The following is a 12,305-nucleotide window of genomic DNA, read 5'->3' on the forward strand; positions in this document are numbered from 1 at the left end:
GTCCCGCCGTACCACCGGTCGGGTCGGCTGGCGCTCTCGCGTCAGCCGGCCCGGCCGTTGCTGTTTCCGGCGCGGGCGGCGCGGATCCAGGTCCAGACGCAGTAGCCGAGCCAGCCGAGCGCGACCGCGGTGGCGAGCGGGCGCAGTCGTAGCGCGCTGAGCGCGAAGATGACCGCGAGTACGACCAGCCACGGTACGAAGGCCTTCATCCGGTCATTGGATCAGAGAGCCGGTGTGCGGCGCCACATTGACAAGATGTAGAAGGAGGGAGCAAGGTAGGCTGTCCTAACTTAGGGACACCTAACCGAGTGACCCGGAGTCCTGATGTTCGCCACCTACCTGATCGGTCTGCGCGAGGGGCTGGAAGCCACCCTGGTGGTCAGCATCCTGGTCGCGTTCCTGGTCAAGTCCGAGCGCCGGGACCGGTTGCCCCAGGTGTGGGGCGGCGTGGCACTCGCGGTCGTCCTCTCCGTCTTCTTCGGCTGGCTGCTCGAATACACCAGCACCACACTGCTGGCCCGGTCCTCCGACCGGGAACTGTTCGAGGCGGTGACCTCGGTGGCCGCGGTCGCCTTCGTCACCGCGATGATCTTCTGGATGCGTCGCGCGGCCCGCTCGCTCAGTGGTGAACTGCGCGGCAAGCTCACCGACGCGCTCGCCGTCGGCTCCCTGGCGGTGGCCCTGATGGCCTTCCTGGCCGTGGTCCGGGAGGGGCTGGAGACGGCCCTCATCTTCTACTCCGCCGTGCAGGGCGCGGACGTCAACGGCGGCCCGCTGTACGCGCTGATCGGCGGCATCGCCACCGCGATCGCGATCGGCTACCTGCTCTACGCCACCGCGGTCCGGATCAACCTGACCCGCTTCTTCACCTGGACCGGCGCGCTGCTCATCCTGGTCGCCGCCGGCATCTTCAAGTACGGCACCCACGACTTCCAGGAGGCCGGCGTCCTGCCCGGCATCAGGAACCTGGCGTACTCCGGGCTGTTCGACCCGTCGACCTGGTACGGCACGCTGCTCAGCGGCATGTTCAACGTGACCGCGGAGTCCACCGTGCTGGAGGTAGTCGCCTGGGCCGCGTACGCGATCCCGGTTCTGCTGCTCTTCCTGCTTCCCGGACGCCGCGCGTCCGCGCCCGCCGCGCCCGCCGCACCGGCGCCCGCGGCCCAATCGGCCTGACCCGACCGACCACACCGACCACACCGACCACACCGACCACCCGACCACACCGACCGAACGGAACCCGCTCGCGTCGCGCCCGCCCATCCGGGTGCCTCGACCGACCGAGCCGGATCACCCGAACCGCAAGGAGAACCCGAATGCGTACCACCCGCTTTCTGGCGCTGGCCGCCGCAGGCGTGCTCGCCGGTGCCGGCCTGGCCGGCTGTGGCGCCGAGGACGACAGCACCGGGGACGCCGCCGGTGGCGGGCCGATCACCGTCAAGGCCAGCGACACCGCGTGCGAGGTCGGCTCGACCGAGGTCGGCGCCGGCACGGTCGTGTTCAACGTGACCAACTCCGGTGCCAAGGTCACCGAGTTCTACGTCTACGCCGCCGGGGACCGGGTGATGGGCGAGGTCGAGAACGTGGTTCCCGGCCTCAGCCGCGAACTGCACGTCGAACTGCCCGCCGGCACGTACGAGACGGCCTGCAAGCCGGGCATGATCGGCAAGGGCATCCGGGGTGCGCTGACGGTCAGCGGCTCCGCCGCGCCGCTCACCGACGACGCGGCCCTGGCCGGCGCGACCGACAGCTACCAGCGGTACGTGCAGAGCCAGACCGGTGCGCTGCTGGACAAGACGACGGAGTTCGTCACCGCGGTCAAGGCCGGTGACGTGGCGCAGGCCAAGGCGCTCTTCCCGGTGGCCCGCACCTACTGGGAACGGATCGAGCCGGTCGCGGAGATCTTCGGCGACCTCGACCCGAAGATCGACGGCCGGGAGGAGGTGCTCGAGGAGGGCATGGAGTTCACCGGCTTCCACCGCCTGGAGAAGGACCTCTGGACCACCGGCGACGTCAGCAAGGACGGCGCGATCGCGGACCGGCTGCTGGCCGACGTCAAGGAGATCGTGGCCAAGGCGAACGCCGAGAAGCTCTCCCCGCTGAACCTGGCCAACGGCGCCAAGGAACTGCTCGACGAGGTCGCCACCGGAAAGATCACCGGCGAGGAGGACCGCTACTCGCACACCGACCTGTGGGACTTCAACGCCAACGTCGAGGGTTCGAAGGCGGCCATCGCCGCGCTCCGCCCGGTGCTCACCGAGCGCGCGCCCGACCTGGTCACCTCGCTCGACGCAGGCTTCGCCACGGTCGACACCACGCTGGCCAAGCACCGTGCCGGCGATGGCTGGAAGCTGCACACCGAGCTGAGCAAGGCCGACCTGAAGGATCTCTCGGACGCGATCAACGCGCTCGCCGAGCCGATCAGTAAGGTCGCGGCGGTCGTCGCCAAGTAGGGCGGTCGAGCCGGGTAGGTCGACCGGGCCCGGCGCCGCCTCGGGCGGCGCCGGGCGCCGTGGGCAATGGTCGAACGGTTGGGGTTGCACGTGACGGAGAATCGGATATCGCGCCGCCGGGCGATCGGGCTCGCCGGGGCGGCCGGCGTCGCCGGTGTCGGGGTTGCCGCCGGTACGGGCGCGCTGTTGCACGGCGCGTTCGACCCGTCGCCGACCTCGGCCAACTCCGCCTCGGGCGCGGTGCCGTTCCGGGGCGAGCACCAGGCGGGGATCACCACCGAGGTGCCGGACCGGCTGCACTTCGTCGCCTTCGACGTGATCACCAAGGACCGGGCCCGCCTGGTCGAGTTGCTCCGGGACTGGACCGTGGCCGCCGCGCGGATGACCGCCGGACAGGACGCGGGGGTCGTGGGCGCGGTGAACGGGGCGCCGGAGGCCCCGCCGGACGACACCGGGGAGGCACTGGGCCTGCCGCCGTCCGGGCTGACCCTGACCGTCGGGTTCGGTCCGACGCTGTTCCGGGACGCCGACGGCCGGGACCGGTTCGGGCTCGCCGACCGCCGCCCCGCCGCACTGGCGGAACTGCCCCGCTTCCCGGGCGACGCGCTGCAACCGGAGATCTCCGGCGGCGACCTCTGTGTGCAGGCCTGCGCCAACGACCCGCAGGTGGCGGTGCACGCGATCCGCAACCTGGCCCGGCTCGGCATGGGGGCGGTGAGCGTCCGCTGGTCGCAGCTCGGCTTCGGCCGTACCTCGTCGACCTCGCGGGAGCAGGCCACCCCGCGAAACCTGTTCGGGTTCAAGGACGGTACGGCCAACCTGAAGGCCGAGGACACCGAGCTGCTTCGGGACCACCTCTGGGTCCAGCCGGGCGACGGCCCGGACTGGATGGCCGGCGGCTCCTACCTGGTGACCCGCAAGATCCGGATGATCATCGAGACCTGGGACCGGACCTCCCTGGGTGAGCAGGAGGAGCTGGTCGGCCGGACCAAGGGCAGTGGGGCGCCGATCGGGCAGCGCGACGAGTTCGACGAGATCGACTTCAAGGCGACCGGCCCGGACGGCAAGCCGGCGATCGCCGAGACCGCGCACGTCCGGCTGGCCCACCCCGACCTGAACAACGGGGCCCGGCTGCTGCGTCGCGGCTACAACTACGTCGACGGCTCCGACGGGCTCGGCCGGCTCGACGCCGGACTGTTCTTCATGGCGTACCAGCGTGATCCGCGAAAGCAGTTCGTGTCGATCCAGACCCAGCTCGCTCGTCACGATGCGTTGAACGAATATCTACGGCACGTATCCAGCGGGCTCTTTGCCTGCCCGCCCGGCGTACGGGATCAGGGCGATTTCTGGGGTCGCGCACTCTTTGACTGATCGTCGGGGTGGTGCCGGTCCCATGAACATGAACGGGGATGGAATATTGGTGCCATGAGAGCCCGGGTACTGGTGGTCGACGACGACCCCGCGCTGGCCGAGATGCTCGGCATCGTGCTGCGCAGCGAGGGATTCCTGCCCTCCTTCGTCGCAGACGGAGAGCGGGCGCTGGCCGCGTTCCGCGACAGCCGGCCTGACATCGTCCTGCTCGACCTGATGCTGCCGGGAATGAGTGGCATCGACGTGGCCCGGTCGATCCGGGCCGAGTCGGGCGTGCCGATCGTCATGCTGACCGCGAAGAGTGACACCGTCGACGTCGTGCTCGGCCTGGAGTCCGGGGCCGACGACTACGTGGTCAAGCCGTTCAAGCCCAAGGAACTGGTGGCCCGGATGCGGGCCCGGCTGCGCCGGGGCGAGGACGCCGCGCCGGAGATGCTGACCATCGGCCCGCCCGGCAACCAGATCAACATCGACGTGCCGGCGCACACGGTGAGCCGGGACGGCGAGGAGGTCAAGCTGACCCCGCTGGAATTCGACCTGCTGGTCGCCCTGGCCCGCAAGCCCCGCCAGGTGTTCACCCGCGAGGTCCTGCTCGAACAGGTCTGGGGCTACCGGCACGCGGCCGACACCCGGCTGGTCAACGTGCACGTACAGCGGCTGCGGGCCAAGATCGAACCGGATCCCGAGCGACCGGAAATCATCCTCACCGTGCGGGGCGTGGGCTACAAGGCGGGCACCGGATAGCCTGGGCACACTGTGGCTCACCCCGTGCTTCCCCCCGCTCTGACCCGTGCCCGCACCGCGGCCCGGGAGTTCTGGCGTGCGGCGTTCGCCCGGTCCCGGGCGTTCGCCGCCGGCCTGCACCAGACCTGGCGCCGGTCGCTGCAACTGCGCGTCGTCAGCATCACGCTGGTCGCGTCGAGCCTGCTGGTCGGCGGCTTCGCCGTGCTGGTCGCCGAGCGGATCACCAACATCCTGCTCGACAACGCCACCGCCGACGTCAAGCAGCGGCTGGAGAACGGCCGCAACTACGCCGAGAACCAGATCAACGTCTACACCGTGTCGTACGCGCCGAAGCTCAGCGCCACCTTCGAGAACACCGCCCTCTACCTCGCCGGCAACGATCCGGAGCAGGTCGCCGGGGTGGTGGTGGCACTCCAGGCGGACGGGTTCCGCACGATCGAGCCGGCCACCTCACCGGTCGGGGTGAACGTGAGCCCGATGATCAGCGACGAGCTGCGCGAGCGGGTGGCCGGCGGCGAGGTCGCGCACCAGTTCCGCACCGGCAACCTCGACGGCGGTACGGCGAAGTACCTCGTCTACGGCTCCCCGGTGCCGACCAAGTTCGGCCAGGTCGAGCTCTACTACTTCGTACCGCTGACCCGGTGGGACAAGATCGCGGACGAGGCACGCTCGACCGTGGTGGCCACCGGGATCACCCTGGTGCTCCTGCTCGGGCTGCTCTCCGCGCTGGTGACCCGACTGGTGGTCAACCCCGTACGGGTGGCCGCCCGTACCGCCCAGCGGCTCTCCGCCGGCCTGCTCGACCAGCGGATGGTGGTCAACGGCGAGGACGACCTCGCCCTGCTCGCCGCCTCGTTCAACCAGATGGCGACCAACCTCCAGCGCCAGATCGTCCGGCTGGAGGAGATGTCCCGGTTGCAGCGGCGGTTCACCTCCGACGTCTCACACGAGCTGCGTACGCCGCTGACCACCGTACGGATGGCCGCCGACCTGATCTTCGCCGAGCGGGACGAGTTCGACCCGGCGGTGGCCCGCAGCGCGGAACTGCTCCAGGCCGAACTCGACCGGTTCGAGGGCCTGCTCACCGACCTGTTGGAAATCAGCCGGTTCGACGCCGGCTTCGCCATGCTCGACGCGGAGCCCACCGACCTGGTGCCGGTGGTGCACCGGGTGGTGGAGCGGCTCGACGGCCTGGCCGCCCGGCTCGGCGTACCGCTGCACCTGAGCGCGCCCGACCTGCCGGTGATCGCCGAGGTGGACCCGCGCCGGGTGGAGCGGATCCTGCGCAACCTGGTCGGCAACGCGGTCGAGCACGGCGAGGGACGCCCGGTCGAGGTGGTCCTGGGTGTCGACGAGCAGGCGGTGGCGATCACCGTGCGGGACCACGGGGTGGGGCTCAAGCCCGGCGAGGAGAAGCTCGTCTTCAACCGGTTCTGGCGGGCCGACCCGTCCCGGGCCCGGCAGACCGGCGGCACCGGCCTGGGGTTGTCGATCAGCCTGGAGGACGCCCGGCTGCACGGCGGCTGGCTGGAGGCCTGGGGTGCGCCCGGACAGGGTGCCCAGTTCCGGCTCACACTGCCGGTGCGTGCCGGTGACCGGCTGACCTCCGCGCCGTTGCGACTGGTGCCGAGCGACGCCGCGGCAGGTGCCGTGGTGCCGGTGCCGAGCGGGGCACGGTTGGCGATCGGCGCGGGAGCCGCGCCGGTGCCGGAGAGCATGGCCGCCGGGTCGGACGGGCCGGGGGACTCGGCCGCGTCGGAGGCCGGCGCGCAGCGTACGGAGGTGACCACGTGAGTCGGAGAAACCTGCCCGCCGCGGCGGTGGCCGTGTTGCTCTGCGTCGGGCTCGTCGGCTGCGGCATTCCCGGCGAGACCGAGGTACGGGTCGACGGCAAGGGGCCGCAGTCCGGGCAGGACTCGGGCGGCGGTCTCACCCCGCGGCTGCCGCAGCGGCAGGACAGCGACGAACCCGAGCAGGTCGCGGCGAACTACCTGACCGCCGCGGCAGGGGGCGAGACCGACGAGATCTACGAACGGGTGAACAGCTACATCCCCGAGGGCAGCGGCAAGCTCAAGCTGAAGGTCGGCGGTGAGCCGTCGATCAACCTGGTCCGGTTGATCGACGGACCAAGCGCGGAGGGCGCTCCCGACCGCAGCGGTAACTGGCTGGTCACGGTACAGGTGCAGCAGGTCGGCGTGCTGCGGATGGACGGCACGGTCGGCGAGCCGGAGCTGACCGAGCGCAGTTACGTCTTCCAGGTCGGTCCGGCGCCCGTCGTCGACGGGGCGCCGCCGCCCCCGGGCGGGCTGTGGGTGATCGACCCGCCGCCGGTACTGCTGATGAGCACCAGTGCACTGGAGGAGTACTACAGCCCGCGCACGATCTACTTCTGGAACGCCGGCCGGACCGTGCTGGTACCCGATCTGCGTTACCTGCCGCTGTCGGTGCCGAGGGAGTCCCAGGCCACCGAACTGCTCGGCTGGCTCATCGGTGGCCCGGCGCCGTGGCTGTCGCCGGCCGCCGTACCGCTGCCGGAGGGGACCAGCCGGATCGGCAACGCGCCGATGTCCGGCGGCCGGCTGGAGGTCAATCTCTCCGTGCCGGCCAGCGAGGTGACCAACGACGTCGACCTGGACCGTCTCTTCACCCAGCTCGCCTGGTCGCTGCTGCCGCCGAATCCGCAGGGCATGGGCGGTGACGACGGTGAGCTGGAGTTGAAGATCCAGAGCCAACGGCGGAAGGTGGCCGCCGTCGACGGGTACCGGCGGGTCAACCCGCCCTACCCGCTGACCGGTACCCCCACCCGGTTCTGCGTGTTCGATGGGGCGGTGCACCAGTTACGGGACCGGGACGAGGCGATCGAGCCGGTCCCGATCGTGCCGGAGCAGAACCGCGACGTACAGTCCGCCGCGCTGTCACGGGACGGCAACCAGGTCGGCGCGGCGCTCGTCACCCCGGATGGGGAGCGGTGGCGGCTTCGGGTGGCCAGCGGCGCCGAACCGTTGCAGACCTTCGCCCTCAGCGACCCGTACCCGAGCATGGAACGGCCGATCTGGTTGAAGGGTGTCGACCCGCGGGCACCGATCGGGCTGGTCGTCGCGGACGGGAACCTCTACCGGTTCGACTCCAACGCCCGGCTGGTCAGGATCGCCCTGCCGGGAGTGACGGGGCGGGTGACCGGGGTCGGCGCGGCACCGGACGGGCACCGGATCGCCGTGGTCGCCGGTGGCGCGATCTACGTCGCGGCACTGAGCACCGACGGCGGTACGGTCACCGTCGGCCGGGCCCGCCGGTTGGACACCTCCCTGACCACGGTCACCGCGGTCGACTGGAGCGGGGAGAGCCGGCTCGCGCTGGCCGGTACGCAGTCGAACCGGCGCTCGGTGATCGAGAACATCAGTTCGGACGGGGCGCTGGAGAACGGGCTGGTGGACGACACCCGCGGTGACGTCCTGCACCTCGCCGCGTACCCCGACAACCCGCTGAGCCGTACGCAGCTGGGCGTGATGTACGAGACCAACGGCGCCGCCTCGGCCACGGACCGACTGATCGGCCGGGACCAGGTGGCACCGAACCCCGGCCCGGCGCCCTCGGTGAGCGCGTCGAGCAAGCCCAGCGCGCCGTTCTTCCGGTACTGAGCGGCGGTTGGGGCGGGCGTACGTGACGGGTGTCTGGGGCGGGCGTACGTGACGGGTGTCTGGGCCGAACTGGCCGATCTGGTGCTGCCGGCCGAGTGTGCCGGTTGCCGGCTCACCCGGACCGAGTTGCGGCACGGTGTGTGCCCGCGCTGTGCCGGTGCGCTCCAGGCGTTGCGTCCCGCCCCGGTACGTCCCACCCCTGCGCCACCGGGCCTGCCCGGCTGCGTGGCGCTGGGGGCGTACCAGGGTGAGCTGCGGGAGATGCTGCTGGCGTACAAGGAACGGGGTCGGCACTCGTTGGCCCGGCCGCTGGGGCGGTTGCTCGCCGAGGTGGTCGCGGAGGCCGCCGGCGCACCGCGACCGGTGCTGCTGATCCCGGTGCCGACGACCGCGCAGGCGATCCGGGCGCGGCACGGTGACCATCTGCGGCGGCTGGCCCGGCATGCCGGACAGCGGTTGCGGGCGGCGGGTTGGCCGGTCGCGCTGGGGGCGCCGCTGCGGGCGCTGCCCAGGCCGGACTCCGCCACATTGGACACGGCGGGCCGGGCCGCGGCCGCGCAACGCGCCTTCGCCGTACGGGCGCGCCGCCTGCCGGCCGTACGCCGCAGCGGCGCCGGACGGTTCGTGGTCGTGCTCGACGACATCGTCACCACCGGGGTGACCCTGGCCGCGGTGAGCGACTCGCTGCGGTCCGTCGGCCTGCGGGTGGATGCCGCGGCGGTACTCGCCGCAACGAGTCGACGGGGTCGACGGTAACGGTCCGTACAGTCGATTTCACACGATCGTGCCACAAGTGACTGTTTCCAAAGGTTCTTGGTAGCGGGGGGTGACTATAGGAAGAACAGGAGTTAGCGTTTTGGGAACCGGGGGTATGAGGGGGACTCCACCCCGCCCCGGGCTTAAGGAAGGAGGCGGCGTCATTCTCGACCGGTCGATGCCGAAGGACGATTCCTGGAGGCAGGCTGACCGGGTTTTTCTGTTTCCGGACCGTCCGATCACAGGAGGTCACGCATGGATGTCGTGGTCAAGGGCCGTAACGTCGAAGTCCCGGAGCATTACCGGGTTCATGTAGCCGACAAGCTCGCGAAGATCGAGCGCTATGATCACAAGCTCATTCGAGTCGACGTCGAGCTGTCCCACGAACGCAATCCGCGACAGGCTGACAACTGTCAGCGAGTAGAGATAACCTGCGTCTCTCGCGGACCCGTCGTACGCGCCGAAGCGTGTGCCAAAGACTTCTACAGCGCCCTGGACGTGGCGATAGCCAAGCTCGACACCCGGCTGCGCCGGGCTGCCGACCGCCGCCGGGTGCACCGTGGCCGGCACGCGCCGATCTCCGTCGCCGCCGCGACGGCCGGCCTGCCGGTGGCCGACTTCGGCGACTCCGCCGTGGCCACCCTGACCGCCGAGCCGGACCTGCGGGACGACGCGGAGTCCACCGAGGACCCGTACGGTTACGAGGAGCACGAGCCGGGCCACATCGCCCGGGCGAAACTGCACCCGGCCGAGCCGATGACGGTCGACGACGCGCTGTTCCAGATGGAACTCGTCGGGCACGACTTCTACCTGTTCCTGGACAAGGAAACCGGACGGTCCAGCGTCGTCTACCGGCGCAAGGGCTACGACTACGGGATCATCGCGCTCACCGAGTAGGGCGCCGGTCGGCCGCGCGGGGCGCAGCGGCAACTCGCCCCGCCCGGCCGTACCGGATCCGCCGCCGGCAGCTCAGCGACGAAGGGTCCTGCGCTGCGGCGGCTCAGCGACGAAGGGTCTTGCGCTGCGGCGGCTCAGGGACGAAGGTCCTGCGGCAGCAGTCCGTAGAGCACGTCGTCCAGCCGCTGGCCGGCGGGACCGGGCAGCCGGCCCCGTAGCTCACCCTCCTGCCGGAAACCGGCCTTCTCCAGCACCCGCCGGGAGCCGGGATTGTCGGGTGAGGCGCCAGCGATCAACCGTTCGATGCCGGCGTGTTCGAAGGCCCAGCGGGCCAGCAGCCGGGCGGCGCGGGTCGGATAACCCCGGCCCCGCCAGTCCCGGCTCATCGCGTACCCGATCATGGCCTGGCCGGTCGGCGGTTCCTGGTAGTAGAGCCCGATCTCGCCGGCCGGCGTACCGCTGGCGGCGTCCAGGATGACCAGGTCGGCGCGTTCACCGGCCAGCCACTGGCCCGGTGCGCGGGCACACCGCGCCGCCACGTCGGCGCGCTCCGGTGCGACCGGCGGCACGCTGGTCGCGACCACCTCCGGCAGGTTCTGCAACCGGTGCACGAACTCCGCGTCGGCGCCGCCCAGCGGGCGGAGCGTGACCACGCCGTCGGTCAGCTCACCGCCGGGCAGGTCCGGCAGGAGCCGGGTCGCCGGAGCCGGCGGATCGCCGGCCAGCCGGGCCCAGGCGACCAGATCGTGCCGGCTGCCGTCGGGGGTGTTCCCGGCGCCGCGCCGGATGCCTTCGCGGCTGAACCCGCTGGCCAGGGCCACCCGCTGGCTTGCCACGTTCTCCGGGTCGGTGAGCAGTTCCAGCCGGGCGAAGCCGTGGGTCAGCGCCCGTCCGGCAAGCAGGGTGGTGGCGGCGGTGGCCACCCCGCGACCGCGGGCCGAGGGCGCCACCCAGTAGCCGATCTCGCCCTGACCCCGCGCGGGTGCGACGTGGTCGAGGCCGATCCCGCCGAGGAGGCGGTCGGTGGCCGGGTCGGAGATCGCGTACGCCGCACCGCCACGGGCCCAGACCGCCGCCGTACCCTCGCTGATCCACCAGTGGGCGTCGGCGGCGGTGTACGGACCCGGCAGGTGCGGAAGGAACCGTCGGGTCAGCGGGTCGTTGCAGCCCACCAGCAGGTCTTCGAGGTCGGCGTCGCGGAACAGCCGCAGTCGTACGGCGGCCGTCTCGATGGTCTCCCGGTTCACGCCGTGCTCGCGCCCGGTACGGGTCCGTCCAGCGCCAACAGCGCGCCCACCCAGACGTCCACCCGGGCACCCCGGTGCGGGATGCCCTGCCGGCTGATGCCCTCCACCACGAAGCCGGCCTTCTCGGCGGCCCGACGGGAGGCGTCGTTGCCGACGTGGGCCCGCCATTCGATCCGGGCGAGGGCGAGACTGCTGAAACCCCAGGCGCAGACGGCGGCGAGTGCCCGGGGGCAGTAGCCGCGCCCGCGGGCGTGCGGCGCGACCAGGTAACCGACGTCGGCCACGGCGGGATCGTTGCCGCTCAGGCGCAGTTCCATGGTGCCGGCGAAGTTGTCGTCCCCGTCGGCGATGACAAAAACCGCCCCGTCGCCGCGTCCCCAGCGCGTGGCGGTGTGCCGGTGGGTGAAGAACTCCGCGTCCGAGCGCTGGTACGGATCCGGCAGGCTCAGCCAGCGCAGCGCCCACGGGTCGCGACAGGCGTCGACCATCGCGTCCAGGTCGCGTTCCTCCGGCCGGCGCAGTCGGATCTCCCCGTCGGCGGTGGTGGCGAACAGCACCGGTTGCGGGCGGCCGAAGACCGCGGCCCGGCGGGACACGAGTGAACCCGGCCCGGCCGGACCACCGGCTCCGGTCGGATCGGCGTCCGGCTCGGGCAGGTCCTCCGGCAGCAGCGAGCCGATCCAGCCGTCGGCGCCGCCCCGGGGGTGTGGCTGCGCCAGCCGGAGTTCACCCTCGACCCGGAAGCCGGCGCGGAGCGCGACCAGCCGGGAGGCGTGGTTGCCCACCTCGGCCTGCCAGACCACCCGGCGCAGGCCGAGGTCCCGGAACGCCCATCGGGCGACGGCGCGGGTGGCCCGGACCGCGACGGCGCGACCCCGGGCCCAGGGGGCGGTCCAGTAGCCCACCTCACCCGAGCGCAGACCCGGGTCGATCGTCACCAGACCGCAGGAGCCGAGCAGTTCGCCGGTGCCGGCGTCGCAGACCGCGAACGGGGCGCCGGTGCCCGCCTCCCAGGCCGCCGGGGCGATGTCCCCGACGAAGCCCGCCGCGTGTTCTGGCAGGTAGGGGGCGGGAACGGTGGTCCAGCGCTGGATGTCCGGATCCTGGCAGGCCCGATGTACGGCGTCCGCGTCCGCCGGATTCCAGGGGCGGAGCAGCAGGCCGCCCTCGATGATCTCCACGGGCTTCACGTCGGCCAT

The 12,305-nt window shown here is 71.7% G+C and carries 11 protein-coding genes; 8 read left to right on the forward strand and 3 right to left on the reverse strand.

Features of this window, described 5'->3' with window-relative positions:
* Positions 1-41 precede the first annotated feature (41 nt).
* Entirely contained in the window at positions 42-209 is a 168-nt protein-coding gene (locus AB0J90_RS05150; protein WP_363592341.1) for a hypothetical protein, read from the reverse strand.
* A 115-nt stretch (positions 210-324) separates the two neighbouring features.
* Here AB0J90_RS05150 and efeU point away from each other — a divergent pair, with 115 nt between their 5' ends.
* The 8 genes from efeU (at position 325) to raiA (ending at position 9,859) form a co-directional block, all read left to right on the forward strand.
* Positions 325-1,176: an iron uptake transporter permease EfeU gene (efeU, locus tag AB0J90_RS05155; RefSeq protein WP_363592343.1), complete on the forward strand. Its 852-nt coding sequence runs from the start codon at positions 325-327 to the stop codon at positions 1,174-1,176.
* Between the two features lie 140 nt (positions 1,177-1,316).
* Positions 1,317-2,453, forward strand: a complete 1,137-nt coding sequence (efeO, locus tag AB0J90_RS05160) for an iron uptake system protein EfeO (RefSeq protein WP_363592345.1) — start codon at positions 1,317-1,319, stop codon at positions 2,451-2,453.
* A 90-nt stretch (positions 2,454-2,543) separates the two neighbouring features.
* Complete coding sequence (efeB, locus tag AB0J90_RS05165) at positions 2,544-3,824, forward strand: iron uptake transporter deferrochelatase/peroxidase subunit (protein WP_363592347.1); 1,281 nt, start codon at positions 2,544-2,546, stop codon at positions 3,822-3,824.
* Between the two features lie 54 nt (positions 3,825-3,878).
* Positions 3,879-4,568, forward strand: coding sequence for an MtrAB system response regulator MtrA (gene mtrA / locus AB0J90_RS05170; protein WP_326560851.1), 690 nt, complete (start codon positions 3,879-3,881; stop codon positions 4,566-4,568).
* Between the two features lie 114 nt (positions 4,569-4,682).
* The gene (gene mtrB / locus AB0J90_RS05175) at positions 4,683-6,362 is read left to right on the forward strand and encodes an MtrAB system histidine kinase MtrB (RefSeq protein ID WP_363592941.1); all 1,680 of its coding nucleotides are present in this window, start codon (positions 4,683-4,685) and stop codon (positions 6,360-6,362) included.
* Complete coding sequence (locus AB0J90_RS05180; protein WP_363592349.1) at positions 6,359-8,206, forward strand: LpqB family beta-propeller domain-containing protein; 1,848 nt, start codon at positions 6,359-6,361, stop codon at positions 8,204-8,206. The genes mtrB and AB0J90_RS05180 overlap by 4 nt, the downstream gene beginning before the upstream one ends.
* Before the next feature lie 48 nt (positions 8,207-8,254).
* Positions 8,255-8,962: a ComF family protein gene (locus tag AB0J90_RS05185; RefSeq protein ID WP_363592351.1), complete on the forward strand. Its 708-nt coding sequence runs from the start codon at positions 8,255-8,257 to the stop codon at positions 8,960-8,962.
* Between the two features lie 255 nt (positions 8,963-9,217).
* Positions 9,218-9,859, forward strand: a complete 642-nt coding sequence (gene raiA / locus AB0J90_RS05190; protein ID WP_363592353.1) for a ribosome-associated translation inhibitor RaiA — start codon at positions 9,218-9,220, stop codon at positions 9,857-9,859.
* 134 nt (positions 9,860-9,993) lie between these two features.
* On the opposite strand, the gene AB0J90_RS05195 is transcribed toward raiA, so the two are convergent.
* Both AB0J90_RS05195 and AB0J90_RS05200 read right to left on the reverse strand, forming a co-directional pair.
* On the reverse strand, positions 9,994-11,106 hold the full coding sequence (locus tag AB0J90_RS05195) for a GNAT family N-acetyltransferase (RefSeq protein ID WP_363592355.1): 1,113 nt from the start codon (positions 11,104-11,106) through the stop codon (positions 9,994-9,996).
* A complete protein-coding gene (locus AB0J90_RS05200) occupies positions 11,103-12,305 on the reverse strand; it encodes a GNAT family N-acetyltransferase (RefSeq protein ID WP_363592357.1) in 1,203 nt (400 codons plus the stop codon). Before AB0J90_RS05200 ends, AB0J90_RS05195 begins: the two co-directional genes overlap by 4 nt.

The organism is Micromonospora sp. NPDC049523 (assembly GCF_040676775.1).
Taxonomy (GTDB): Bacteria; Actinomycetota; Actinomycetes; order Mycobacteriales; family Micromonosporaceae; genus Micromonospora_G.